Here is a 25,365-nt window from a genome sequence, read left to right as displayed (position 1 = left end):
GACATCCAATTCTTAGTTGTCGCTGCCCATGTCATCTTGAATCGCTACACCGGTACGCAGCAGGTTGGCAGTTGGGAAAACCTGGCTGATGAAGCGGTTCCAGCGAGTGACATCGGCGGGGCCGACATAGACCACGTCCTGCGGCTTCAATTTGAAGTGCTGGGCCAAGGCGAAGGCTGAAGGCGATTTGAGATCGATCTGGAAAACCTTGACCGGTTCGTCCGCTAGATTTTCAACGCCACGGATTACGTAAACCTCTTTGCCGCTCGAAGTTTCCTGACGCAAACCGCCAACACTGCCGAGGGCGTCGGTTAGGTTCATGTTGGTGCCTTTGAAAATAAGAGGTCGTGCAGCGGTGACTTCACCCAACAAATAGACCTTTTTCTGGTCGTTGTACGGCAGGTGCAGTTGATCGCCGTCTTTTAGAAAAATGTTATGCAGGTTGGAGTTCTTTCGATTAAGCGCATCAAGATCAATGACATATTCACGACCATCGCGCTTGAGCACGAGGCCAGAAATGTCAGCCGTCCCGACCTGCACCGAGCCTTGACCAACAGCGTCCAGCAGACTCATTGGTGTATTGGTGAGAGGTAACTGACCGGTTTTGCCAAAGGCGCCAGAGAGAACAACCTTTTGGCTGACAAAGCGCAAGATGCTCACATCTACCTGGGGCTCTGCGACAACCTTGGCTAAGCGAGAGGCAATAATCGAGCGTAGCTCCTCGATGGTTTTACCGGCAGCCGCGATCGTTCCAACGTAAGGATAGAAAAGCGAGCCATCTGGGCGTACCAGACGTCCGTTCGCTTCAATTTGTTGTTGTGGCCCTGAAGGCGCTGTCAGTTCCGGGTGGTCCCAGACCGTGATGTAGATCAGGTCGCCAGCACCAATCCGATACTCACCGTATTGGTAATTAAGCAACTCAGGGGCAATTACATTCGAGTGATTGGAGGCAGCGTCAATGGCAACCAATTTAGGTGTAATTGGCACCAGTTCGATTCGGCTGCTTTCTGGTGAGCCTTCGCGTACCAGATTACCTGTGTCCATGTGCTGACCAGGGGAAAATATGCAGCCTTGCAGGGTCAGGCCGACCAGCATGGCCAAGGGAAGCGCGCGATTCATTGTCGAAATTGCTCGAAGGGAATAGGCAAAACAAAACCTCCCAGCAAGGCTGGGAGGTTAGCGTATCGAACTTTAAGCGGAGCGCTGTTACCGAGCGGTACCAGTAGTGCCGGTGGTGCCGGTAGTACCAGTAGTGCCAGGGGTGCCGTCGTTACCGCCACCACCACCACTGTTGGAGGCAGCAACGCCTACAGCGACGAGGCCTGCGCCGATGGCCAGACCAGTCCCAACTGTTACGCCACCTGCGATAGGTGTCGACAAGCTCAGAGGTGCAGATTTGTCAGGCGCCGCAGCGACTTTTGCTGGAACAGCGTCAGCAGCCATCAACGGCAGGCTTACAGAGGTGATGAGGGCCAAGGCCAGTAGCTTTTTCATGATCGTGCTCCTTGAAAGGGGGAATCCCTGAGGGTTGTTGGAGATAAGGATATTGCAGTAAGTATCTGAATTGCAAGCTAGGCATGAGCAATCGCATTTTTTTATGCTTAGCTCCAGTGCTGGCGAACCATCCCTGATTCCTGTGAGTTTGGGTTGGGCGGCAGCCTCTTAAGCTGAGTTAGCATCCATTTTTGAGTACGAGCTCCAAAACGTCTTACGGGTGTTAACATCTACATAAGTATATCGGATGCTACTGCTTTATTTGAACCTTTCTTTGATGAGTAGCCAAGCAAATTTACTATTGGTAGTCAGGTAGCGACGCCACATTCGACGAGGCTCCTGAATGACCCGAAAAAGCCATTCAAGGCCATAAGTTTGCATCCATCTCGGTGCGCGCTTGACTTTACCCGCAACTACATCGAATGTCCCACCGACACCCATGACAAAAGAGACGCCTAGTTGGTCGCGCCAGCGGTTTATGAAGTTCTCTTTCATAGGTGACGTAATCGCGACGAACAATAACTGTGCGCCTGACGCTCGAACTTTTTCGACCACTACTGCTTCGTCGTCCCAAAAATATCCATGATGAAAACCGGCAACTTTTAGCCCAGGATAAAGCTCTTTAACTTTATTGGCAGCGATTGAAACGACTTCGTCTGTACCACCCAACAAATACACCGAAAACTGGTTCACAGAACTCATTCGAAGCAGTTCATGGAATAAGTCGACACCCGCTACTCTTTCGTGAACGGTATGCCCAAGAAAACGAGCGCCTAACACCACACCCATTCCATCGATATTGATAATATCGCACGAGCGAACTGATTCGCTTAGCTGAACGTCATCGCGCATGTTTACAAGCTTTGCGACATTCACTACTACATGCTGGGTGAAATGACCGTCCGTGATCTTGCTACGAATCGCCTCGACTGTGGTGTCCATGGATGCTACATCCATGGGGCATCCCAAGAATTCGATTCTTTGCATGCTTAATCTCCTAGTGATTTTTTGGCAGCATTGTCTGAGTTTGATTGAAGAATTCTAACCATCATGCAGCCCACTATAATTCCAAAAGAGGCTGACTGATAGGATATCGCGTAGGTAAAAAATATAATCAATAAGTATGCTAAAAGGGAAAGCCTGATGGGTTTTGGCACTAGAGATACAAGAGATATTGAGACTGAAGCAAGGTATAGCATCCCAAGTAGTCCGTATTTGGCGAAAAAAGTCATATAGGAACTGTCGACAAAGTTGTTTTTTGTGTCTAATTCCCTGTACTCAAACCACGATATGTCAAAAACGGTACCGAAACCACTTCCGAAAAAATAATTATATGATTTAAAAGAGCTTATAACGTCCAAAGCAGGTCCGTAGCGAATTGCAAATTGCTGAAGTAGTCCATCCACAGTTAGCCCTTCTGTAACTCGTGCAGCGCCGAAATATTGAGCTAGAAATATAAATGTCAATGTGGCGGCGGCGAATACTATTAAGATCTGGACAAGTCGTTTAGGACTCTTGGCAGCCGCGAGGGCAGCCGCAATAATTGTTGCGAGAGCAAGGATTCTGTAGCCGGATAAAACGACTGAGAGTAGCGAGACGGTAATGGCGAGAGCCTGCGCGGGGTTAAGATGTATTTTATTTTTCGTATTTTTTGCAGTCCCCTGTCGAGAGAAAAAATAAATTGTAAATAGCGTGGAAATATAAGTGCTTGCATCAAAGTATTTAAAGTTGTTGTTGGTGTAATATTGATCATCTGATGATATTACTCCGACGATAGAAAGTGTTAGCCATATTAAGTTTGTTGCGCCGGCCAGAATTGCTATTTTAATAATTTTGTCATTTGATAGTTTTATGTTTCTTGACTTGAGTATAAGGGTTGCAGCAATTAGCTCAAGTGAGAAAATTGCGGGTCTATAATCGCGCAAAAAATAAACGTCTAGAGGGGTGCTGGAAAAAACCGAGATGACGGAGTATGCGATAATTATCAAGAATGAAAGCGTTGCCCATTTAGGTACTTTCATCGTACTGCCGTTACTTGCTATGCTTTTAATAGCGATAGAGATGAGCGCTCCGAAAAAATAAAAATCAAATGAGAAAAGGCCATATTGGTAGAAATATAGCGAAAAAGAATTGGAGAGCGGCAGGCAAGAGAGCAGAGCGAGAAAAGCCCATAACCCTTTCTCTCTGAGGAGGCCTAGACTGAAAAATAACAGGGAAAGTACGATGTAAGTCATTATTAGACTGATCCAAATGCTTGTAAGTCTTTGTTTTACTCGGCCCGGTCAGTAGCAGAGTGATATATAGGCAGCAGTTACGGTGGAGTGCGCCCAAATCATTTTACTGAGCGGGCTTTCCATTATCACACCAAGTATAGAGGTCAGCAGTATACCGTAGGTAGGGTGCTGTTGCGTTGCAGATTGTGATGATGGGCTTACAAGGGCGAAGACACTCACCGCTGTCATTGGCGATCGAGTTGTAATTGTGACGGTGGTGTCCTTTTTTGCTCAAGCAGTCTTGTTTTTTTGGGAATGCTAGTGCCTTTCGCCATCTCAGTTCTTTTGACGGAGCACCAATCCATAGATCAAAATCTGAAGCCATTTGCTATTTTCTGCGTTTGGCACTGTAGCTTTTTTCGATTGTAATGAACGTCCTCCTATAACATATAACTTATGGGGAGATTTCGTTCATCTTAAAAATATTTGAATGCGAGTCTTGTTCTGGTTGTTTTTTTGTACAGTCTTCTCTGATGTTTTTATCACAAAACCATTGATCCATAAGTCGTTTATTTTGAATATTTACGAAGCTATTAAGTTTGGCGATGTTTCTGTTTGAGTCATCACGAACTCGAATAGGAGAGCCGCAAAAATTTGCAAAGCTGTTATTTTTTATTGAGTTATCGCTTGAATGATGAGCTAAGTAGATGGAGTGGAGAAGGTTGCAGTCCTTAACGTTTCGTATATTTAGGAAAACATTGTTTAGAATCTCATTAGCACGAGAATTTACTAGTCGTATAACAGCAGTGCTAGGAGAGGCGTCTGGAGAGTTCTGGCCAATATTTTCAAAACGCATATCTGATATCTTGTTTCCTGAATTGAATTTATCTAAATTTTCTCTATCTCCTTCAATAGATATAGCGGTGACATAGTTAGTTATTCTCAGTTTACTGATGCTGACCGTTGAGCCAGATCCATTTGTGGAGACAATTTTTAACCATGTTAACTGTTGTTGATGTCCGTCGAAACTAGGAAGTGGATCGCTACCTGATGCAGATGTGATCTCATAGTGAACTCCTTGTTTTGGACGAAGAACAGCAGATTGTCCATCATACGTGCCTTGATGAATTACAAATTTCACTGAAGTCACATTCGGTGAAAGATTGTTATAGGAAAAATCGATAGCTTTTTGCAGAGATGAATATTGAAGATCTTCTTGTGTTTCATGCGGCAGTACATGGATCTCAGAGCTATTGAAGTTTTCAAGGCTTCCCGCATAAGAGACAAGTGGCGTGAAGACAAAGGAAGAGAGAGTTATAGCGAATCGGAATTGTGTCAGATAAATATTAATTAATTGGCCAGATTTCTTATAGCATGCCGCGATATAGTTCATGATATTTTTCACCATTTTTCGACCAAAGACGTTTCTCGGTAACGAATGCAAACCCCTTGTTAATTAAGGTCTGATGTTTGTTGTTGTCCAGATATACTTCAAGTATTGCGTCTGCAAGCAAATCTGGTCTGTCGGGTTGGATATATACAGCATGATCTCCGTCGAGAATTTCTCTATATCCACCCACGTCCGAACATATTAGTGTTTTCCGGTGTAGTAGTGCTTCGAGAGGTTTGAGAGGTGTCACCTTTTCGCTGATTTCCCCTGATTTACGATAGTTTATGATAACGTCGAGCTTATTGTAGATAGATTGTGCTTCGTCTGGATGAAATCTCCCATGAAAATGGACTTTTACGCCTAGTGAGTTAGTTGATTTTTCAAGTGATTCTCTAGCGCTCCCATCACCGTATATATGGAAGTCAATTGACACACCTTGAGTTTCTAGGAGTTTGAGTGCCTGAAGTACAAAATGTAACCCCTCAAGATCAATAACTGAGCCTATATAGCCAAATCGAATTTTTCCTGTCTGAGTACAAATTTGTTCGACACTATTAATGGATTCATCATCGATACCGTTTTTTATGGTTGTTACGGAGCGATTTTTGCTGTTGGGGAGGGTGGTAACATATTCTGCTAAACCATCAGATATAGTTATAATGCGCTGGCAGTTATTAAGGCAGTATCTTTCAAGTGCTGCAGCAAATATTCGAGTTAGTTTGCTTGCTTTGAAATTTTCGTTGTCGAACCACAGGCTTCTCAGTTCGTAAACGACTGGCTTTCTGAATAACCGCCCTAATATAATTGCCGGAATGGCGCATAAAAATGTTGCATGAGCATGAAGAATGTCGGGGTCTTCTTTTTTAATAATTCGCATTATTCGGATAAAAAAGTAAGGGAGTGTAGCGGCTTTTTTTATTTTAATAAGAAAGTTGCTTCCCGCACCTACGCTCAAATTCTTGAAAATATAGCTCCGATAAACTTTAACGCCATTGTTTGGGAAGTGTTCAGATTTTGTTGCTGCGGGAGGAGAAAATGGCTCTTGAAACGGTGATGTGATTGCGATGTTTTCCACCCCGCTCCGAGATGTCCATTTGAGAATCAAATTAGTCCGGGTAGAGGATCCGCTAATGTTAGGAGCGGACTGGTGAAGTAAGTGTAATATTTTAAGCATTATTTATTTCTCAGAAAGAAGCAGAATATATCAAAGCGACAAATAATCGTAGAATGAGCCGAGGATGCATATTATAAGGATTGGCTAAAATATTGATGGGGGTCTTCTTCAAGAACTGTAAGTGGCAAAGTATTGTTCTGCTCTCGTACTTGCAATAGCAGTTACCCTGCATCAGGTTGTTAATGTTGAACGTAGCTGTTCGAGGGTGGATGAACTATGGCCTATGGCCTATTACTTTTGCAGGGACTCCTGCAATAACTGTATAGGGTGGCAAGCTATGAGTCACAACACTACCAGCCGCTATGACGCAGCCATCTCCGATATTTACTCCAGGTAGTATAATTACGTTGCACGCTATCCAGACGTCCGCGCCAATTGAAACAGCTTTTTTTTCGTATCCCTGTATCCGAATTGCTAATGACTTATCTTTATATAAATGATTTTGGGAGTAGATGGTGACGTTCGGACCTATTAAAGTATCATTTCCAATAGTTACCCCTCCGGCGGCATTAATTATGCAGTTTCTGTTAATGGAAACATTGTCTCCGAGTCGCAATTTGGATGGACTGTCGATATGTACTCCATCCCAGATTTTAACGTTGTTTCCACGTTTATAGGGCAGTGCCGCGTTTCTGATGCTGCAGCCAATGTTTCCAGGAATGATAGAGGTTAACTTCATTGCCCATAAGATAAGTTCATATTTAAGCATTTTCATTTGAAAAGACCATGTACGTGAAAATTATTGTTCTAGAAGCCCAGAGGGCAATGAACAGTGATAGTAGGCTATTTAGTGTGACTTCTTGACTTAGGGAGAAGTATATACCGCTTATTGCTATGATCGCTGCGGCTGAAAAAAGATTAGATTTCCATATTTCGCTAGCGGAGGCTCTGCTTCCCATCACGGCGGAAAAGATAGAGTAGATACATTTGGTGCATATTAGCAGGTAGCATAGCAGCATATTAAGCCATGTCAGCTTTAGGTTGATAAAAGACGAAAGTGAATAAACGCAACCACCGAATAGTAAAAATAGAAAGGAGATCTTTATTAACAACTTCCATGCTTTTTGTCTGATTAGGTTTTTTGAAAAGTTAGTTTTGAAGATAACTGCTTCTCTAAATCCTATATAGGAGGCAATCATATTAAAGGGGTATATTAATATCATTGAAAAATAGACGTATTCCGTGAAAAGTGATGGGCCTGAGAATTTCTCGGCCAGTACGCGATCGAAAGTACCAAGTACTGTCATAATTGCAAGGGAAAAAGAAAATGCTAATCCAGTGCTTAATGTAGAGCTCTGGTTTCTAGTAATCGTTAATGATTTAATATTTATGATGGAAAGGTAGATATTAAAAATGGCTGCGCCTGCGATGAGGCTTAGAAGCGTATTCTCAAAGTCGTTACTAGGCCATAAAATGCACGCTGCTACTCCAGAAAATAGTGCGAATTTCCACGCGTTAGAAGATATTTGGGCCTCGATAAAGCGGCTTTTGATTCTAGATATGTTGTAATTTATCAGGGCGAGACAAAAGCTAAGGGTTAAGAGGAAGATCCAAACTATGCTTAAACTGTTTGGAAATATTATATTTATTGTAATCGGACTTATAAGGATGGCAGTGATCAATGCTGCGATTATGCAAATTGACGAAGTTTTGTCTATTGTTATCTTGTTGTTATCGTTTGTTCCGAACCTAATTATTAGCTGCTCCATCCCTCCGAGTGCAAAAGAGCTTAGTATTGTAGTGATAGTGATTATATATGAGAGAGACAAGTAGTCTTGAGTAGATAAAAAATTCTTTGCCAGTATGTTAGATAAAAATAATACTCCGGATCCCGCGCACATTATTAGAAATGATAAATGGCTTGTACTTTTTGATAGGATGGCCTTCATGATTGTCGTGGGGCGCCATAAATAAATGCGTATTTGTTTTGGATTTTGAAGTAATAAGGCGACATCACCCTCTATTTCTCGATCGAGGGGGTTTGATTGCTCATTGCGCATTGTTTGTTGCCCTAATTGAAGATGCCCCGCTAAGCGGGGCATGGTTCAAACAGTCGGTTAAACGAAGCGTGAGTTTCAGCTCTATTTGCCCTCACTACATTTATTGGTAGAGGGGGAAGCTAATAGAGATGATTAATGTATAACTATTTCCTTTGTATTACTGCGTGTAGATACCACGAGTGTCAACAAAGGAAAACTTTTCGATTGTTGATAAAGGTATTTCTTTGAATTCTTTGTGGTCTACGAGAATTAATAGAACGTCGGCCTCGGAGAGTGCAGTTTCTATACTGGCGAAAGTAAGATTGTTCGCCAGTTTAGTGGGAAGCTCGCATATGTTTGGTTCCACTGCCAGTACTGGTCCGGCGTGGCTTTTCGCTATCGTCTGTGTAATAGCTAAAGCCGGACTTTCCCGCAAGTCATCAATATCTGGTTTGAAAGCTAATCCCAGGCAGGCAATAGTAACTTCTCTAGTTGTCTTGTCCGGATTTGCTTGCAAGAATTCGGCTACGGCCAGTTTGACTTTTTCGATTACCCATTCTGGTTTGCTGTCGTTTACTTCCCTGGCAGTACGAATCAAGCGAGCTTGTTCGGGGGTTTTGCTTACAATGAACCATGGGTCGACTGCGATGCAGTGTCCGCCTACACCGGGGCCGGGTTGCAGAATATTTACCCGTGGGTGACGGTTTGCCAGTCGAATTAGCTCCCAGACGCTGATCTCGAGCTTGTCGCAAATCATCGAAAGCTCGTTTGCGAAAGCGATATTGACGTCACGAAAGCTATTCTCGGTGAGTTTGCACATTTCCGCTGTGCGCGCGTTAGTGACGATACAATCGCCTTGCACGAAAATCTTGTAAAGGTTAATAGCTAGTTCCGAGCACTTTGGCGTCATGCCGCCGATAACTCGGTCATTCTGTACTAGCTCGCGGAGCACATGACCAGGCAAAACACGTTCCGGGCAGTGTGCAACGCGAATATCGGAGCTTTCACCATGTGTCTGCGGGAAGCTCAGATCTGGTCGAGCTGCGGCGAGCCAAGCAGCCATCTGCTCGGTAGCCCCGACCGGGGATGTTGACTCAAGAATGACCAGATCACCTTTCTTAAGAACTGGTGCAATGCTATTACTAGCGGACTCAATGTAGCTTAAGTCTGGTTCATGGTCGCCTTTAAACGGTGTAGGTACTGCAATTAAAAAAGCGTCGGCAGGCTCCGGCTGCGTCGTAGCGCGGAGGTAACCTTCGGTTACTGCAGCATGTACAACCATGTCTAGGTCTGGTTCGACGATATGGATTTGTCCACGATTGATAATTTCAACTGCGTTCTGATTGACGTCAACGCCGATTACTTTTTTCTTACGGGAAGCGAAGACAGCCGCTGTCGGCAGACCGATATACCCGAGACCAATGACTGAGATAGTTGCAAAAGGCATGGAACGTCCTTGATTGATATTTGTTAAGTGTATTTCTAACGATTTTAATTCGAGTGAAGTTAATGCCTGATTAGCTCGAAGTGTGATGAGCGATCAGTGCATTCAGAATTCGCTCGCATGCTTTGCCATCTCCGTATGGATTATGTGCAAAGCTCATAGTGCGGTACGCAGCGGTATCTGTAAGCAGGCGATTTAACTCACGAACCATGTTGTCAGTGTCCGTGCCGACTAGTTTCACTGTGCCTGCAGCGACGGCTTCCGGACGCTCGGTTGTATCGCGCATCACGAGCACGGGCTTGCCCAGTGATGGGGCTTCCTCTTGAATGCCGCCTGAGTCGGTCAAGATAATATAAGCCCGACTCATCATATATACAAAAGGGAGATAGTCTAATGGGTCAATTAGGTAGATGTTCTTAATGCCGGTGAGCAGGCGATTAACGGGTTCGCGAACATTTGGATTTAGATGTACGGGATATACGATGTCTACTTCTGGATGTTGTTGGGCAACTTCCATTAATGCTTGGCAAATTCGCTCAAAGCCGTCGCCAAAACTTTCACGCCGGTGACCTGTGACGAGTACCAGTTTTCGGCTTTGATCAAGAAACGCACTTGGTTCAGCGGCTTTTGCGTTCAATTCGGGGTCTTGATCAAGGCGTGCAATGACGCCCAGCAATGCATCAATTACCGTGTTGCCGGTCACGATAATCGATGCTGCATTGATTCCTTCTCGCAACAGGTTGGCTTGGGAGGTTTCAGTTGGAGCGAAGTGCAGCTTGGTCAATGCTCCTGTGAGCTTGCGATTGCCCTCTTCAGGCCATGGCGAGTAGAGGTTACCGGTTCTAAGCCCCGCCTCCACGTGGGCGACAGGAATTTGATGGTAGTAGGCCGCGAGGCTAGCCGCGAATGTCGTTGCTGTGTCTCCGTGGACAAGTACGATATCTGGTTTAAACTGCGTGAAGACTGATTTTAAACCTTGCATGATTGCCGTGCTGACATCGGTCAGGTCCTGGCCTGGTTTCATGATGTTTAGATCAAAATCAGGTGTGATATTGAACAACTCAAGAACTTGGTCAAGCATCTCACGGTGCTGGCCTGTAACGCATACTTTTGCGTCAAAGCGATCGTCATTCGCAAGTGCGAGAACAAGAGGGGCCATTTTGATAGCTTCGGGGCGCGTGCCGAAGACGCATAGTGTTTTCATTGGGAGCAAGCCATTGTAAATGATTGTTAATTAAAATATTCGCTGAGAAAGGCGGTCTAAAAAGGCGATCACTCAGTAAATATTCTTCGAGAGCAAGGTAAAGGGTGTCTTTATCAATATTTTAATATCAAGCCACAACGACCAATTATTGATATAAGCAAGATCCAACTCCACACGCTTCTCCATTTTGTCTATGGTTTCTGTTTCACCACGGAAACCGCTGATTTGTGCCAGCCCCGTAATGCCAGGTTTGATACGGTGCCTCGCCATATAGGCGTCAATTTTTCCCGTATAGTAGTCGTTGTGTGCCACCGCATGGGGGCGCGGTCCTACTAACGACATGCGACCTTGCAAGGCATTGAATAGTTGCGGCAACTCGTCTATCGAGGTGCGGCGGATAAATTGTCCTACTCGCGTGATTCGCGGGTCATCACGGCTAGCCTGCTTGACCTCTTGGTCATCGTGCACGCGCATGGAACGAAACTTCCAGACCTTTATAATCTTGCCATTCCAGCCGTGGCGTTTTTGCTTAAACAGAACTGGGCCCGGGGACGATAATTTAACGGCTATGGCGGTGCCCAAGAGTACCGGGCTGAGCAGGATGATAGCGATTAAAGCAACTGTGCGATCCAGTACGGCTTTAGAAAGTGCCGCAGTAGGATAGGAAGTGAGTGGGCTTTCATTGAGATGGATCGCGGGGAGCCCTTCTATTTCAGATACTGAGTGGTTCAGCAGGATCAAGCTTTGAAGATCAGGGATCCATATCACGTCAACGCTCGAGTCCAGCAAATCGATGTAAAGCTCTTCGATCTTTTCGGCTTCTGTGAGCGGCAGTGCAATATAAAGACGGCGGATTCGATGGGTTGAAATCAGGTCGCGCAGGTGGGCGAGACTACCCAAGAAGGGGTACGCGCTGTCATTGGGTAGCGGCAAATCGTCCGCAGCCACCAAGCCTACCAAAGGTTCGTTCTTCTGCCGAGCAAGTTTGTCCGCTAAATCTAGTGCGAGTTCACCCGTGCCAACAATCAGCGAAGTGCGAGCAGCTTGAAGTTTCAGTTGGTAGCGTTTAGCGAGATTATGTAGCGGGACGTAAAGGACGGCTTGCAAAGCAAAACCGGATAAGGCGAGGGTGATAATCACCTCGCGGGAGAAAAGCTGACTGGTCTTGGTGATGAAGGCCATCACCATCAATCCTGAAAGCAGCGTTACCCAACCGGCAAGCAGACGCCCCAGGCCGACTAGATAACCATGTTGCTTGTGGTAGACCTGCATCATGGAGTAAGCCGGTACTGAGCCGAGCAACATAAGCACGCTTAGAATGCGGTACTGGGTATCCACTTCTCCCGTTTTCAATATAGCCAGTGCGCAAAGAAGGAGTATGAGTACGGAGATTGCTGCTAGCCACTGAGCCCAGAACGTTAGTCCGCGACCTGCTGGTATTGTGGTGTGACGCTTGCGAATCAAAATAAGGTCCCTTGCGTGAAATGGACGAAGCCATCCAGGCTGCGCCCGCTGTAAGGAGGAGTTATCTCCATTCAGCTGGAGTTACTGTTTGAGCCTTAAGCACAAACCGGTCGTTGTCGTGGCGAGCCCCTTATCCGTGGGAGGGGACGCACTTTGCCTTGGCCAATATCAAGGTTTTGGGCACGCTACCGCCCCAGGATTCACCGTTGGTTTCCTGAAAACGTGCGCCGTGGGTGCGACGTGAGCCGTATGCGCAAGCGCTGGCAAATTTAGGGGCGAGGATCAATCAGGCAGGCCGAGTCTTGGCTCGGTTAATAGCAAGCAGAGGAGATGAGTCTGTCCTTGACTGCTGCACAACGCTATGACTGTGCAATGGCATCCTGCCGAAATGAGAATTTACCTCAGCCGACGGCGCATTTTACCGATTTGGTGGAAAAAGTGAAGGGTAAAACAGTTTTGCGTGAAAGATCCTACAGACGAACTGCATATTTTGTGTAGTGGATCACAGGGATAGTGTCTGGAGTGACTGCCGAGTCTTAAGATTTTGTTGCGAGGATGGTTGTTTTCGGTGAAATACGAGGGAGAACATGGGGCGGGGATTATTGGGCTTGGCAGGAGGGCGGATTGCTGCCAATGAGAGGCGTTGCTGCAGGGGTTGAGATCAAAAGATAGCCTTCGGCATCTCTTATAGGGGAGCTCCAGTGATGGGGGAGATGATGGATTATTTTTGTTTTATTGGTGGGGCGGTGTCAGGTTTTTTCTATTGCAGTGATCGGGACGCTTTGCCGGTGTTCACGGTGGAGGAGTTGCAGGAGGATCACGATGCGTTCGGCGCCGTCGTGGGAGAGGAAGATGGCCTCTAGTTCTTTGTAGCTGCCGCTGGTGATGCGTACGTAGTCACCGGGCTCAAGCGCTATGGAATCTTCCGGAGTTTCGGTGAGTTGATTTTGACTTCGTTGTTGCAGCTGTTCGATGAGTTCATCAGCTATGGCAATGGGCTGTTTTCCGAATGTGACAAGTTGGTTGACTCCGCGAGTTGAGCGGATGGGGTGCCAGTTATCGTTAAGCTGGTCGAGTTGGATGAACAGGTAGCCAGGGAATAATGACTCCACCAAAGTGGTGCGGCGGCCTCGTTGGATGCGTTCTGTATGTTGGGTTGGGCGGTAGCACTTAAAAGCTTGGCGCGTCAGATTTTCCTCTGCGCGTGAGTCCTGTCGTGGCTTGCACTGGATCAGGTACCAGCGGGGTGGCGGGTTCTGAGGAGGCATGCGGAAAGCTCTCTTGGGTAAATCAGGGCAGCGGCGCTGCCCTGAAATCCGGTGCTATTTATCTGAAGCGTATTCGTATTGATAGTAGCTGTAGTTGCCGTAGCCATAGGCGGAAGCTTTACGTTCCACTGCGTTGAAAATCGCGCCTTTGACGACGATACCGTTTTGTTCGAAGCGACGCTTTGTCACCTGAATTTCCTTTGCGGCGTTAACGCCGAAACGGGTCACGATCAGGGTTGTACCGGCTTGGCGTCCGACCAAGGCTGCATCGGTTACCGCCAGAATCGGCGGTGTGTCGATGATGACCAAGTCGTATTGGCCACTGACAGTTTCGAGAAATTGGGTAAAATTGCTATGCATCAGAAGTTCAGACGGGTTCGGTGGGATTTGCCCGCGGGTGATGACATGCAGGTTTTCCACTTCCGTCGGATGCGTTGCCTTGTGCAAGTCGATTTTTCCCGCCAGAAGGTCGGAAAGTCCGTTGCTCACATCCATACGGAACAACTTGTTCAGATAACCTTTTCGCATGTCTGCGTCAACCAACAGTACCTTTTGCCCTGTCTGGGCAATGATGGTGGCCAGATTGCACGAAACGAAGGATTTGCCTACGGCTGGGCTGGGGCCCGAGATCATCAGGATGTTGTTCTTCGCTTCAATGGTGGCAAAGTGCAGGCTGGTACGCAGGCTTCGCAACGATTCCACAGCCAGGTCAGCAGGGTTATTGACTGCTAGCAACAGCGAGCCAGTTAATGCGCGACCATTGCCTTTTAAAGTGGCCTCAATCAGGGATTGCCCTTTGCTGAGCGGGATCGAGGCGTACACAGGGATACCAAGTTGCTCGATGATTTCTGGATCTTCCACGCCGCGATTCATCGCTTTGCGGATCAGCACGTATGCTACGGCAATCAGTCCTCCGAGCAAGGTAGCTATCAGTACGATCAATGGTTTTTTCGGTTTCACCGGTTTATCAATATTCGCATCAGCTGAGTCGATAACTCGAACGTTACCGACGGTGCCAGCGCGGACAATGTCCAGTTCTTGAGTTTTGTTCAGAAGTTGGGTGTAAATCTCGGTAGTCACTTGCATGTCACGGGCTAGACGAAGCAGTTCTTGCTGTGTTTCTGGCAGGTTCTTGACTTTCTTTTCTAGTCCGCGTTTTTGTTGGTCAAGTTGTCCCATCTGGGTCATCAAAGCCTGATAAGCAGGGTGCTCGCGTGTGAAGCGGTGTTCCATTTCTGCTTGTTTAAGCTTGAGTTCAGAGATCAGTGTTTCTAATGCCACAATTTGATCGAGCACAGCTTTAGTCTCGATTGTTATGTCTACAGAGCGTGCGCTAGTCTGGTAAGTGTTTAATTGGCCTTCGGCTTTTTCCAATTGTTTGCGCACGTCTGGCAACTGGGTGCGTAGAAATTCAAGGCTTTGCGCGGCTTCAGCAGAGTTGCGCTCTACGTTCTGAAGTACATATAAGCGATTAATCTCGTCCAGTACTTTGTTAGCTAGTTTAGGGTCTTCGCTCTCTATAGATAGCGCAATTATCCCGGAATCTTTGCTGCGTTCCACTGCCGACACATCATCTTGGTATTGCAAGATTGTATTTAGGCGGCGCTGTTTAGTTACAGTAAACTGCGTCCCTGCATTGGCCTTAAGTGTAGAGACTTGCAGCTTGAACCCATTTTGCTCGAGATTTTTCCCGACCTTGCCGCTTACTACTTCTTCATTGTCATCGTTAATCAGCGTGAAAGCGTTGTCGCCCTTAGCTTGCAGAGTAAGACTTTTACCGATATAGGTGTCTGGCACTTCTAGCTGGAAGATATCGAGCTTTTCACCGCCCCATGCATAGCTGTTTAAGCCAAGCAAGGGTGAGGCAAACTCATATTCGTTAGTTTGCTTGAAGTGTCGACTTAGGTAGTGACCAATCACGGGGAAGTAGTTAGGTTCAATTACGATGTCAAGATTGAGGTTCTCCACAGCCTTGCCAAGTACCGCACGAGATTTTAAGAGCTCGATTTCGGTCACTGCCGGAGAGGTAGCACCGAACATTTCGCTCATTTCTGCCATGCCGCCTAACGCTGCCATGCCGCCTTTTTTTTGCTCGACCTGAACAAGTGCGTTCGCTTGATACACCGGCGTTGACAATAGGGCGTAAGCAACACCAATTGCGCAAAAAAACGCAGTAATGCCGATAATAATCCACTTGCTATCGATCAGAGTGCCGAATAGCGCGAGCAGATCGATGCTGTCATCGTCGTCGCTGTGATCCTGAATAGGTAGGCTGTTTTGGCTTGGCATGCGGGGTACTTTTACAAGAGGTGATTATAGTTTTTGCGACCAGCTGTCGACGCCTTGCGTCATCAACTGGTAGACGTGTTCGAATGCGACTTTTTGCTGGCGGTACGGGTCGGGAATTTCCTGGTTGTTCTGCCACTTGCCTAGCAGGAACGTCTTTCCGCGTACTTCCGGGGCCATTCGCGCGATGCTGTCCACATGGCGCTGTTCCATGGTCAGTACTACATCGGCCTGTTGCAGCATTTCTCGAGTCAATTGCCGACCTTTGTGGTCTGGCAGATCGCCGCCGTGTTCGCGCAGGACTTCCAGCGCGGTGGCGTCCATGGATTTGTCCACGAGGGCGCCGAGGCCCGCTGAGCTTACGTCGACGCCGCGGTGGGCCAGCTTGCTTTTAAGCAGGGCTTCTACGGTGGGGCTGCGGCAGATGTTGCCGATGCATACGACTAGGATTTTATTGAACATAGGGCTGCGTAGGTTACGGAATCGAGTGTGATGACCGCACAGGCAGCAGGAGGAGGGGGATGGAAGTCCTTTCCAGCGCAACAGTACGGCTTTCTCCGGTGCATTACTGCTTCCGGGGCCATTTTTAAAAGCGTGCACTCTAGTGGCGTAGGGGGGGAGGGTCAAGGCTCCGTTGACACTTTCTGTCATACGGACGTTTGCTTGGCCCTGATGACTATCCCGCCAACATCGGGTATGTGAACACCCCGAAGTGCAGCAGGTTTAACCCGAATTGCGTGGCAATGGCCGCCGCCAGCCCGCCGAAGCGGTACGCCAGGCCGTAGCCGATGCCCGCCAGGGTTGCCAGCAGGACCCACTCCCAGCCGGCGCCCCAGTGCGCCAGGCCGAAAAGTGTTGCAGCAAGTAACAGGGCGAGGGTTTCGCCGTAGGGCAGGTGTTTGAGTCGTTGGCTCAGGCCGCCCTGTATATAGCCGCGAAATAGGGCTTCTTCTACCAGGGTGACGAGTAGCAGGTTGTTGAGGAGCCAGAGGCGGGCGACGTCTGGCCACTTAGGGGACCATTCGATGATGCCCAGTAGCCAGGCGCTCGCGAAGGTGGCGAGTGCGGTGAGGGTCAGGGTGATGGCACTGGTTTTCAGGGTTTGGCTGAAAGAGCGCTGGGCGATGATCCATGGGCAGGCGAGCAGGAGCCAGAAGCCGAGCAGGGGTTTGTCGAGGTTGAGGTACATCGAGACGGGGGCGGCGTTTTCGCTGAAGCGTTGGGGCTCGATGACTTGGGCGTTGTGGAAGCCTGGCAGGTAGTGGAGGGCCAGGGCTAGGGCAAGGATGACGAACAGGCTGTGGCCGAGGTAGCGGGCGTAGCGGTGGTTTTGCGGTTGTATGGCGAAGCCGGCTAGCAGGAGCAGGGTGATGGGGATGCTGGCCTGGAGGGACAATTGACCGTAGGTGAGCGCCAGGACGTAGCCGGCGGTGAGCATGGTGAGGTACGGCCAGGGGAGGCGGAGCATGGGGTCGTCCTTGGTGGGACTTGATTCTGTGGGGCAATTTAGGCAGATGGGGAAGTGGCGCGCAATGGATGGGCGGATTAAGTTGTTTTTAAAGCTGTTCGCGTTTCAGTGGTGGCTCGGAGCGTCGAAACTGAGCAAGAGGGCGTGTCTCCACTCCTTTGCGGAGTTCCCAGGCTTCTTCATCAAACTCCTTAATGTGCACAAAGCCGAAGCGTAGGCGACGCTCTGTGGGTTTCAAAGTTTGGTCTGTCGCGTGGAGTTTGTTGTGATGCTCCAGCAGCTTGACTCTATTAGCGTTTCTTTCAAGTCTATACGTAGAGAAGTCCAGCTGTTTCGAAGGATCGCTGTAGCGTTGCGCAGCTGTTCTTTTGATGTCCTCGATGAGTGTTTTCGTCCCCTCTTCCGGAATTAAAGTCGACACGTTTTCAAGTGTGTTTTCTTTGGTTTTAGGGCTGAAATGGTGAAAATCTTCAAGGGCAGGATGTTGATGAGCTACAGGTTGCACGGCTTCCATCGGAGTGGTACTTCGAGGTGTATCAAAATTAGTTTTGGAGAGTCTGCGAGGTACAGGAGGTCTGTTCACGCGGAGTATTGATTTGAGGCCATGCCCGGATGGATCCCAATTATTGATCGGATCCCCTGCGCAGTATGCATAGGCATTCAGCCCACCCACCCCGAACGGACTCCAGCTGTCCGGGGTGTTGAACCGCATCAGCACCGGGTTGTACTCGCGATACCCATTGCCGAGATGATAGTGCCCGGTTACCCGGTCCGGGGTTTCGCCGTTGAAGCCGAGCAGATCGAGAACGCTGTTTATTAGTGGGCGATGGCCGTAGGGCGTGTATGCCAAGACGTAAGGCAAGTTGCCATGGATTGCGTGGTGTACCGAGCGTTGCAGGTCGGTTGCTAACAGGGTAGTGGACCCCGCTGCGCCATCTCGATGGTGTTGCGCCAATAGCTGGTCTTCGTGCTGCACGATGCTGCGATGGCGGGTGCCTTGCATTTCGGTGGATAGGCGTGTGTTGCAGTAAAAGCGCTGGATGTAAGGTTGCTCGGAGGGGGAGCAATGGCTCAGGCGGTCGAGTGGATCGTATGTGTAGCGAGCCAGCACGGAGGGGACATTAGTTGGCATTGAGATGATCCCGAGGCGCTAAAAATCGTGGTCCTAGGATCGTTGGTTTCTCGGCTTCTGCCTACTATCAGAACTGCTAGGTAGATTGGGTCTGAACTCTCGGGCAAGCGTTGTCACTCTGAGTGGGGTTGGCGGCTTTTGGACCGCTATCGCGAGCAGGCTCGCTCCCACATGGGGTTGGTGGTGTAGGAGTTGGTGTTGGGGGGGATTGTTATCCCCCCGCTTGGGTTATGAGGCTATGAGTTGGCGCAGTACGTAATGCAGGATGCCGCCAGCCTTGAAGTATTCCACCTCGTTTAGCGTATCAATCCGGCACAGCACCTCGACCTTCTCGCGTTTGCCGTCTTCCCGGGTGATGACCAGGGTCAGGTTCATGCGTGGTTTGAGTTCGACGCCCGTCAGGCCGAGGATGTCGAGGGTTTCCTTGCCGGTGAGGTTCAGGCTTTTACGGTTTTGGTCGAGTTTGAATTGCAGTGGCAGCACGCCCATGCCGACCAGGTTGGAGCGGTGGATGCGTTCGAAGCTTTCCGCGATAACGGCTTTTACCCCCAACAGGTTGGTGCCTTTGGCGGCCCAGTCGCGGCTGGAGCCGGTGCCGTATTCCTGGCCGGCGATGACGACTAGCGGGGTGCCGGCAGCCTGGTAGCGCATGGCGGCGTCGTAGATCGCGACTTTTTCGCCGGTGGGGATGTAGATCGTGTTGCCGCCTTCTTCGCCGCTGAGCATTTCGTTGCGGATGCGGATGTTGGCGAAGGTGCCGCGCATCATGACTTCGTGGTTGCCGCGGCGTGAGCCGTAGGAGTTGAAGTCGCGTGGTTCCACGCCTTTGGCGCGCAGGTATTGGCCGGCGGGGCTGTCGACCTTGATGTTGCCGGCGGGGGAGATGTGGTCGGTGGTGACTGAATCGCCGAGCATGGCCAGGACCCGGGCGCCGGAGACGTCTTTGACTGCCGGAGGCGGGCCGCCGATGTCGTCGAAGAACGGTGGGTGCTGGATGTAGGTGGAGTCGTCCTGCCAGACGTAGGTCGCGGCTTGTGGCACTTCAATGGCCTGCCATTGTTCGTCGCCGGCGAACACTTCGGCGTATTCCTTATGGAACATGGCGGTGTTGACCTGGCTCACGGCGTCGGCGATTTCCTGGGTGCTGGGCCAGATGTCGCGCAGGTATACCGGGTTGCCTTCCTTGTCGTTGCCCAAGGGTTCGCTGCTGATGTCGGTGCGCACGGTGCCAGCCAGTGCGTAGGCGACGACCAGCGGCGGGGAGGCGAGCCAGTTGGTTTTCACCAACGGGTGCACGCGGCCTTCGAAGTTGCGGTTACCCGACAGGACCGAGGCGACGGTGAGGTCGGCTTTCTGGATGGCTTTTTCGATCGGTTCCGGCAGTGGCCCAGAGTTGCCGATGCAGGTGGTGCAGCCGTAGCCGACCAAGGCGAAGCCCAGTTGATCGAGGTATTGGGTCAGCCCTGCAGCCTTATAGTAGTCGGTGACGACTTTGGAGCCGGGGGCCAGGGAGCTTTTCACCCAGGGTTTGCGGGTCAGGCCTTTTTCCACGGCTTTTTTCGCCACCAAACCAGCCGCCATCATGACGCTGGGGTTGGAGGTGTTGGTGCAGGAGGTGATGGCGGCGATGACCACGGCGCCGTTTTTCAGGCGATAGGTGCGGCCGTCGTATTCGTAGTCGGTTTCGCCGACCAGATCGGCGTTACCCACGGCCACGCCACCGCCGCCTTCACTTTCCAGGCGACCTTCTTCCTTGCTGGTGGGTTTGAATTGCAGTTCGATGAAGTCGCTGAAGGCTTGGGCGACGTTAGGGAGCGAGACGCGGTCTTGTGGGCGCTTCGGTCCGGCGAGGCTGGCTTCGACGCTGGCCATGTCCAGGGCCAGGCTGTCGGTGAACGCCGGTTCTTTGCCCGGCAGGCGCCACAGGCCCTGGGTTTTGCAGTAGGCCTCGACCAGTTTGACGGTTTCTGGCGGTCGGCCCGAGAGGCGCAGGTAGTCGAGGGTGACGTCGTCCACCGGGAAGAAGCCGCACGTGGCGCCGTATTCCGGGGCCATGTTGGCGATGGTCGCGCGGTCCGCCAGGGGCAGGTCGGCGAGGCCGTCGCCGTAGAATTCGACGAATTTGCCGACCACGCCTTTCTTGCGCAGCATCTGGGTGACGGTGAGCACCAGATCGGTGGCGGTGATGCCTTCCTTGAGCTTGCCGGTGAGTTTGAAGCCGATGACTTCCGGAATCAGCATCGACACGGGCTGGCCGAGCATCGCCGCTTCCGCTTCGATGCCGCCGACGCCCCAGCCGAGTACGCCAAGGCCGTTGATCATGGTGGTGTGGGAGTCGGTGCCGACCAGGGTGTCGGGGAAGGCGTAGGTGCGGCTGTCCTCATCCTTGGTCCAGACAGTGCGGCCGAGGTACTCGAGGTTGACCTGGTGGCAGATGCCGGTGCCCGGGGGGACGACGCTGAAGTTGTCGAAGGCGCTCTGGCCCCAGCGCAGGAAGGCGTAGCGTTCGCCGTTGCGCTGCATTTCGATGTCGACGTTCTGCTCGAAGGCGCCGGCGCTGCCGAATTTGTCGACCATGACCGAGTGGTCGATGACCAGGTCCACGGGGGACAGCGGGTTGATGCGTTGCGGGTCGCCGCCGGCCTTGGCCATGGCGGCGCGCATGGCAGCCAGGTCGACCACGGCGGGGACGCCGGTAAAGTCCTGCATCAATACGCGGGCGGGGCGGTATTGGATTTCCCGGTCGGAGCGGCGCTCCTTGAGCCAGGCGGCGATGGCCTTGAGGTCGGCGCCGGTGACGGTTTTGGCATCTTCCCAGCGCAGCAGGTTTTCCAGCAGTACTTTCAACGACATGGGCAGTTTGTCGAGGTCACCGAGGCTTTTGGCGGCGTCGGGCAGACTGAAATAATGGTAGGTCTTGTCGTCGATTTGCAGGGTTTTGAGGGTTTTCAGGCTATCGAGGGACGGCATTACGATCACTCCTTTTGATCCGCACGGCTACGGACTGAGGGGACGAACTGAGGTCTTAACCTAGTCCTGTTTGCAGCTTAACGCTAATAACTGGACTCTATGGACAGGTCCAAGGTTCCGAACTCGGCTATCATGCGCCGGTTTTCGTGACAGGCTTTGCTTCAACGCAAGCCTGGGCATCGCGCAGTGGCTGAATTCCTCGCCATCTGCCCAGGAGTAATAATGAACACCCTTTTTATGCATTGCCGGCCGGGCTTCGAAGGCGAAGTCTGCTCCGAGATTTCCGAGCATGCGGCCCGTTTGAACGTGGCCGGTTATGCCAAGGCCAAGACCGCCAGCGCCTTTGCCGAATTTATCTGCACCGAGGAAGACGGCGCCGAGCGCCTGATGCGCGGCCAGCGTTTTGCCGAGCTGATTTTTCCACGCCAGTGGGCTCGCGGGATGTTTATCGAGCTGCCGGAAACCGATCGCATCAGTGTGATCCTCGCGCACATGGCTGACTTTCCGCTGTGTGGCAGTTTGTGGCTGGAGATGGTCGATACCAACGATGGCAAGGAATTGTCGAATTTCTGCAAGAAGTTCGAAGTGCATTTGCGCAAGGCGCTGATGGCGGCCGGCAAGTTGGTGGAAGACCCGCTCAAGCCGCGGTTGCTGTTGACGTTCAAGAGTGGGCGCGAGGTGTTCATGGGGCTGGCGGAGTCGAATAATTCGGCGATGTGGCCGATGGGTATTCCGCGGTTGAAGTTTCCCCGTGATGCGCCGAGTCGTTCGACCTTGAAGCTGGAAGAGGCTTGGCACCATTTTATCCCACGTGACCAGTGGGACGAGCGTCTGCACAGTGACATGACCGGTGTGGACCTGGGTGCCGCGCCCGGTGGCTGGACCTGGCAGTTGGTGAACCGTGGCATGCTGGTGACGGCGATCGATAACGGACCGATGGCGCAAAGCCTGATGGAAACCGGGTTGGTGCAGCATTTGATGGCGGATGGTTTTACCTTCAAGCCTAAGCAGCCGGTGGACTGGATGGTGTGTGACATCGTCGAAAAGCCGGCGCGCAATGCGGCGATGCTGGAGGAGTGGATCGGCGAGGGGCATTGCCGTGAGGCGGTGGTGAACCTGAAGTTGCCGATGAAGCAGCGGTATGCCGAGGTTAAACGGTTGCTTGAGCGTATCGCCGAGGGGTTCAAGGCGCGTGGGATTCGGGTGGAGATTGGCTGCAAGCAGCTGTATCACGACCGGGAAGAAGTGACGTGTCATTTGCGGCGGATTGATGTGAAGAAGCCCAAAGCCCGCTGATGCACATGGCCCCCTGTGCGAGCGGTGGTAAGTCATAGATGACCGAACACCCGACATTGCGCGACAATATCGGCCAGTTTCAGGAGTGAATCATGAGTGAAATGCTTGATACGCCGGTTGACGGCACCCTCGACGCCACCGGCCTCAACTGCCCGGAGCCGGTGATGATGTTGCACCAGCACATCCGTGATCTGGTGCCCGGCGGCCTGTTGAAGGTGATCGCCACCGACCCGTCGACCCGGCGTGACATCCCCAAGTTCTGCGTATTCCTCGACCATGAACTGGTCGGGCAGCATGAAGAGGCAGGTACCTACCTCTACTGGATTCGCAAGAAAATCGCTTAAGCCGCTCGCTTAAGCATGGATGAGCACCTTGTGGGAGCGGGTGCTTGTTGGACTGTGCAACGCTACAAATCCGTGGGAGCTGGCTTGTCTGCGATGGTGATGGTGAATGTGACACCGTCATCGCTGGCAAGCCGGGCTCCTACAGGGTTATGCGGATGCGCCGGCGGGCACTGCGCGTCAGGCGGATCGATAGCATCAGGGCCGCGCAGCTCAGGCCGACGATCAGGCCCTGCCATAGCCCGCTCGGGCCGCTGGGTTCGCCGAACCAGTCAGTGAGGCCCAGTGCGTAGCCCACTGGCAAACCGATGCCCCAGTAGGCGAACAGCGTCAGGATCATCGTTGCCCGAGTGTCCTGGTAACCGCGCAGGGCGCCGGCTGCCGTGACCTGGATCGCGTCGGAGAACTGGAACAGCGCCGAATACACGATCAGCATCGCCGCCACATGAATCACCGTCGGGTCCGAAGTGTAGATGGTCGCGATCTGCTCGCGCAGCAACAGCATCATGCTCGCCGAGATGCACGCATACGCCAGCGCGGTGCCCATGCCGACTCCGGCGGCGAACCTTGCCTCTCGCGGCTGCTGACGTCCGAGGGCCTGGCCGACGCGCACGGTGACGGCCATGCCGAGGGAGTAGGGGATCATGAACACCAGGGAGCTGAAGTTGAGTGCTATCTGGTGCCCGGCTACCACGGTCGCGCCGAGGCTGCCGATTAGCAGGGCGATCACGGCGAAAATGCTCGACTCGGCAAACACCGCGATGCCGATGGGCAGGCCGATGCCGAGCAGGCGCTTGATCACCGACCACTGCGGCCAGTCGAAGCGGCTGAACAGCTGGCTCGACTGATAGACCGGCGCCCAGCGTTCCCAGCCGGCCATGCCCAGTGCCATCACCCACATTACGATCGCCGTGGCCCAGCCGCAGCCAACGCCGCCCATGGCGGGTATGCCGAAGTGGCCATAGATGAAGATGTAGTTGAGCGGGATGTTCAGCGCCAGGCCGCATAAGCCAAGGACCATGGCTGGCCGTGTGCGCCCCAGGCCGTCACTGAAGCAGCGCAGCACGTGATAAAACGCAACGGCAGGCAGGCCGCTGGCGATGCCGTGCAGGTATCGCATGCAGGGGCCGATGAGTTCGGGGTCGACGTTCATCAGGTGCAGGATCGGCTCGGCGCTGAACAGCATGCCGGTAGCCATCAGGCCCACCACCAGCGCCAACCACAGAGCCTGACGCACGATCGGACCGATTTCGCTGTGGGTGCCGGCGCCAAAACGCTGGGCGACTTTCGGGGTGGTGGCGAGCAGGGTGCCGGTCATCAGGAGGAACACCGGGACCCAGATCGAGTTGCCCAGGGCCACAGCCGCCAGGTCCCTCGGCCCGACCCGACCGGCCATCACCGCATCGACGAAACCCATGGCCGTGGTGGCCAGCTGCGCGATCATGATCGGCAGGGCCAGGCCAAGCAAGGTTTTCAGCTCCAGGCGCACCCGGGCGGGGCGGGTGAGGGGGGTGGGAGAGAAGTGCTCAGTTACGGAATTCACGGCGAAACGTCCAAAGGTATTGATGCGCGAGGCGGAGCATTCTACGCGTTGACGTAGTGGTCAGGAAAATTGCTGTGTTGGGGATTTGTAATCGGCGGGTGGGTTGTGGGGGGCTGCATTTGTCACTGTGTCGAGTTACCCGTGGCGAGGGAGCTTGCTCCCGCTGGGCTGCGAAGCGGCCCCAGTTTCGGCGACGCCATTTAACACGCAGACCGCATGCACAGGTTTTGGGGCTGCTGCGCGGCCCAGCGCGAGCAAGCTCGCTCGCCACAGGGGGGGTGGGTCTGTTGGGTTGCGTGTGGTCAGGGGGATCGCTGTTTCGAGAGCCCGCAGCTGCCGCTATACCTGTGGCGAGGGAGCTTGCTCCCGCTGGGCTGCGAAACGGCCCCAGTTTCGGCGACGCCATTTAACACGCAGACCGCGTGCACAGGTTTTGGGGCTGCTGCGCGGCCCAGCGCGAGCAAGCTCGCTCGCCACAGGGGGGTGGGTCTGTTGGGTTGCGTGTGGTCAGGGGGATCGCTGTTTCGAGAACCCGCAGCTTCCGCTATACCCGTGGCGAGGGAGCTTGCTCGCGCTGGGCTGCGAAGCGGCCCCAGTTTCGGCGACGCCATTTAACACGCAGACCGCATGCACAGGTTTTGGGGCTGCTGCGCGGCCCAGCGCGAGCAAGCTCGCTCGCCACAGGGGGGGTGGGTCTGT

General features: G+C 51.8%; 20 protein-coding genes. 2 read left to right on the top strand and 18 right to left on the bottom strand.

Annotated elements, in window-relative coordinates:
- Window positions 1-12: 12 nt before the first annotated feature.
- The 17 genes from L9059_RS26675 to acnA form a co-directional block, all read right to left on the bottom strand.
- The gene (locus L9059_RS26675) at window positions 13-1,119 is read right to left on the bottom strand and encodes a polysaccharide biosynthesis/export family protein (protein WP_247293888.1); all 1,107 of its coding nucleotides are present in this window, start codon (window positions 1,117-1,119) and stop codon (window positions 13-15) included.
- A gap of 87 nt (window positions 1,120-1,206) precedes the next feature.
- Window positions 1,207-1,494: a hypothetical protein gene (locus L9059_RS26670; protein WP_247293887.1), complete on the bottom strand. Its 288-nt coding sequence runs from the start codon at window positions 1,492-1,494 to the stop codon at window positions 1,207-1,209.
- A 258-nt stretch (window positions 1,495-1,752) separates the two neighbouring features.
- On the bottom strand, window positions 1,753-2,481 hold the full coding sequence (locus L9059_RS26665) for a WecB/TagA/CpsF family glycosyltransferase (RefSeq protein WP_247293886.1): 729 nt from the start codon (window positions 2,479-2,481) through the stop codon (window positions 1,753-1,755).
- A gap of 2 nt (window positions 2,482-2,483) precedes the next feature.
- Entirely contained in the window at window positions 2,484-3,728 is a 1,245-nt protein-coding gene (locus L9059_RS26660; protein ID WP_247293885.1) for a DUF6369 family protein, read from the bottom strand.
- Window positions 3,729-4,161: 433 nt separating this feature from the next.
- Complete coding sequence (locus L9059_RS26655) at window positions 4,162-5,100, bottom strand: hypothetical protein (RefSeq protein WP_247293884.1); 939 nt, start codon at window positions 5,098-5,100, stop codon at window positions 4,162-4,164.
- The gene (locus tag L9059_RS26650) at window positions 5,075-6,271 is read right to left on the bottom strand and encodes a glycosyltransferase family 4 protein (RefSeq protein ID WP_282615624.1); all 1,197 of its coding nucleotides are present in this window, start codon (window positions 6,269-6,271) and stop codon (window positions 5,075-5,077) included. Before L9059_RS26650 ends, L9059_RS26655 begins: the two co-directional genes overlap by 26 nt.
- A 214-nt stretch (window positions 6,272-6,485) precedes the next feature.
- Entirely contained in the window at window positions 6,486-6,986 is a 501-nt protein-coding gene (locus tag L9059_RS26645; RefSeq protein ID WP_247293882.1) for an acyltransferase, read from the bottom strand.
- Window positions 6,973-8,160, bottom strand: coding sequence for a hypothetical protein (locus tag L9059_RS26640; protein WP_247293881.1), 1,188 nt, complete (start codon window positions 8,158-8,160; stop codon window positions 6,973-6,975). The genes L9059_RS26645 and L9059_RS26640 overlap by 14 nt, the downstream gene beginning before the upstream one ends.
- 268 nt (window positions 8,161-8,428) lie before the next feature.
- A complete protein-coding gene (wecC, locus tag L9059_RS26635; RefSeq protein WP_247293880.1) occupies window positions 8,429-9,697 on the bottom strand; it encodes a UDP-N-acetyl-D-mannosamine dehydrogenase in 1,269 nt (422 codons plus the stop codon).
- 70 nt (window positions 9,698-9,767) lie between these two features.
- On the bottom strand, window positions 9,768-10,898 hold the full coding sequence (wecB, locus tag L9059_RS26630) for a non-hydrolyzing UDP-N-acetylglucosamine 2-epimerase (RefSeq protein WP_247293879.1): 1,131 nt from the start codon (window positions 10,896-10,898) through the stop codon (window positions 9,768-9,770).
- Between the two features lie 72 nt (window positions 10,899-10,970).
- Window positions 10,971-12,362 (bottom strand): undecaprenyl-phosphate glucose phosphotransferase, encoded by a 1,392-nt coding sequence (locus tag L9059_RS26625; RefSeq protein ID WP_247293878.1) that lies wholly within the window; start codon window positions 12,360-12,362, stop codon window positions 10,971-10,973.
- A gap of 749 nt (window positions 12,363-13,111) precedes the next feature.
- A complete protein-coding gene (gene rfaH / locus L9059_RS26620; protein WP_247293876.1) occupies window positions 13,112-13,630 on the bottom strand; it encodes a transcription/translation regulatory transformer protein RfaH in 519 nt (172 codons plus the stop codon).
- A gap of 54 nt (window positions 13,631-13,684) precedes the next feature.
- Window positions 13,685-15,919 (bottom strand): polysaccharide biosynthesis tyrosine autokinase, encoded by a 2,235-nt coding sequence (locus L9059_RS26615; RefSeq protein ID WP_247293874.1) that lies wholly within the window; start codon window positions 15,917-15,919, stop codon window positions 13,685-13,687.
- Window positions 15,920-15,943: 24 nt separating this feature from the next.
- On the bottom strand, window positions 15,944-16,378 hold the full coding sequence (locus L9059_RS26610) for a low molecular weight protein-tyrosine-phosphatase (RefSeq protein WP_247293872.1): 435 nt from the start codon (window positions 16,376-16,378) through the stop codon (window positions 15,944-15,946).
- A 214-nt stretch (window positions 16,379-16,592) separates the two neighbouring features.
- Window positions 16,593-17,384: a CPBP family glutamic-type intramembrane protease gene (locus L9059_RS26605; RefSeq protein WP_247293871.1), complete on the bottom strand. Its 792-nt coding sequence runs from the start codon at window positions 17,382-17,384 to the stop codon at window positions 16,593-16,595.
- An 88-nt stretch (window positions 17,385-17,472) separates the two neighbouring features.
- Window positions 17,473-18,516: an RHS repeat-associated core domain-containing protein gene (locus L9059_RS26600; RefSeq protein ID WP_247293869.1), complete on the bottom strand. Its 1,044-nt coding sequence runs from the start codon at window positions 18,514-18,516 to the stop codon at window positions 17,473-17,475.
- A gap of 228 nt (window positions 18,517-18,744) precedes the next feature.
- Window positions 18,745-21,486: an aconitate hydratase AcnA gene (gene acnA / locus L9059_RS26595; protein ID WP_247293868.1), complete on the bottom strand. Its 2,742-nt coding sequence runs from the start codon at window positions 21,484-21,486 to the stop codon at window positions 18,745-18,747.
- A 222-nt stretch (window positions 21,487-21,708) separates the two neighbouring features.
- Between acnA and rlmM the strand changes: the two genes are divergently transcribed.
- Window positions 21,709-22,782: a 23S rRNA (cytidine(2498)-2'-O)-methyltransferase RlmM gene (gene rlmM, locus L9059_RS26590; protein ID WP_247293867.1), complete on the top strand. Its 1,074-nt coding sequence runs from the start codon at window positions 21,709-21,711 to the stop codon at window positions 22,780-22,782.
- A 92-nt stretch (window positions 22,783-22,874) separates the two neighbouring features.
- Window positions 22,875-23,126, top strand: a complete 252-nt coding sequence (gene tusA / locus L9059_RS26585; protein WP_247293866.1) for a sulfurtransferase TusA — start codon at window positions 22,875-22,877, stop codon at window positions 23,124-23,126.
- Window positions 23,127-23,265: 139 nt separating this feature from the next.
- On the opposite strand, the gene L9059_RS26580 is transcribed toward tusA, so the two are convergent.
- Window positions 23,266-24,666 (bottom strand): MATE family efflux transporter, encoded by a 1,401-nt coding sequence (locus L9059_RS26580; RefSeq protein ID WP_247293865.1) that lies wholly within the window; start codon window positions 24,664-24,666, stop codon window positions 23,266-23,268.
- Window positions 24,667-25,365: the final 699 nt, after the last annotated feature.

This window comes from Pseudomonas violetae (assembly GCF_023072615.1).
GTDB classification, from domain to species: domain Bacteria; phylum Pseudomonadota; class Gammaproteobacteria; order Pseudomonadales; family Pseudomonadaceae; genus Aquipseudomonas; species Aquipseudomonas violetae.
This window is presented reverse-complemented; position numbering and strand designations above follow the sequence as displayed.

Excerpts from the sequence above, each read along its gene's own strand:
- L9059_RS26650 (WP_282615624.1), bottom strand. The coding sequence starts at position 6,271 with ATGCTTAAAATATTACACTTACTTCACCAGTCCGCTCCTAACATTAGC.
- tusA (WP_247293866.1), top strand. The coding sequence starts at position 22,875 with ATGAGTGAAATGCTTGATACGCCGGTTGACGGCACCCTCGACGCCACC.
- L9059_RS26675 (WP_247293888.1), bottom strand. The coding sequence starts at position 1,119 with ATGAATCGCGCGCTTCCCTTGGCCATGCTGGTCGGCCTGACCCTGCAA.
- rlmM (WP_247293867.1), top strand. The coding sequence starts at position 21,709 with ATGAACACCCTTTTTATGCATTGCCGGCCGGGCTTCGAAGGCGAAGTC.
- rfaH (WP_247293876.1), bottom strand. The coding sequence starts at position 13,630 with ATGCCTCCTCAGAACCCGCCACCCCGCTGGTACCTGATCCAGTGCAAG.
- L9059_RS26655 (WP_247293884.1), bottom strand. The coding sequence starts at position 5,100 with ATGAACTATATCGCGGCATGCTATAAGAAATCTGGCCAATTAATTAAT.
- L9059_RS26665 (WP_247293886.1), bottom strand. The coding sequence starts at position 2,481 with ATGCAAAGAATCGAATTCTTGGGATGCCCCATGGATGTAGCATCCATG.
- L9059_RS26670 (WP_247293887.1), bottom strand. The coding sequence starts at position 1,494 with ATGAAAAAGCTACTGGCCTTGGCCCTCATCACCTCTGTAAGCCTGCCG.
- L9059_RS26640 (WP_247293881.1), bottom strand. The coding sequence starts at position 8,160 with ATGAAGGCCATCCTATCAAAAAGTACAAGCCATTTATCATTTCTAATA.
- L9059_RS26660 (WP_247293885.1), bottom strand. The coding sequence starts at position 3,728 with ATGACTTACATCGTACTTTCCCTGTTATTTTTCAGTCTAGGCCTCCTC.
- wecB (WP_247293879.1), bottom strand. The coding sequence starts at position 10,898 with ATGAAAACACTATGCGTCTTCGGCACGCGCCCCGAAGCTATCAAAATG.
- L9059_RS26610 (WP_247293872.1), bottom strand. The coding sequence starts at position 16,378 with ATGTTCAATAAAATCCTAGTCGTATGCATCGGCAACATCTGCCGCAGC.
- L9059_RS26605 (WP_247293871.1), bottom strand. The coding sequence starts at position 17,384 with ATGCTCCGCCTCCCCTGGCCGTACCTCACCATGCTCACCGCCGGCTAC.
- L9059_RS26645 (WP_247293882.1), bottom strand. The coding sequence starts at position 6,986 with ATGAAAATGCTTAAATATGAACTTATCTTATGGGCAATGAAGTTAACC.
- L9059_RS26615 (WP_247293874.1), bottom strand. The coding sequence starts at position 15,919 with ATGCCAAGCCAAAACAGCCTACCTATTCAGGATCACAGCGACGACGAT.
- L9059_RS26600 (WP_247293869.1), bottom strand. The coding sequence starts at position 18,516 with ATGCCAACTAATGTCCCCTCCGTGCTGGCTCGCTACACATACGATCCA.
- acnA (WP_247293868.1), bottom strand. The coding sequence starts at position 21,486 with ATGCCGTCCCTCGATAGCCTGAAAACCCTCAAAACCCTGCAAATCGAC.
- wecC (WP_247293880.1), bottom strand. The coding sequence starts at position 9,697 with ATGCCTTTTGCAACTATCTCAGTCATTGGTCTCGGGTATATCGGTCTG.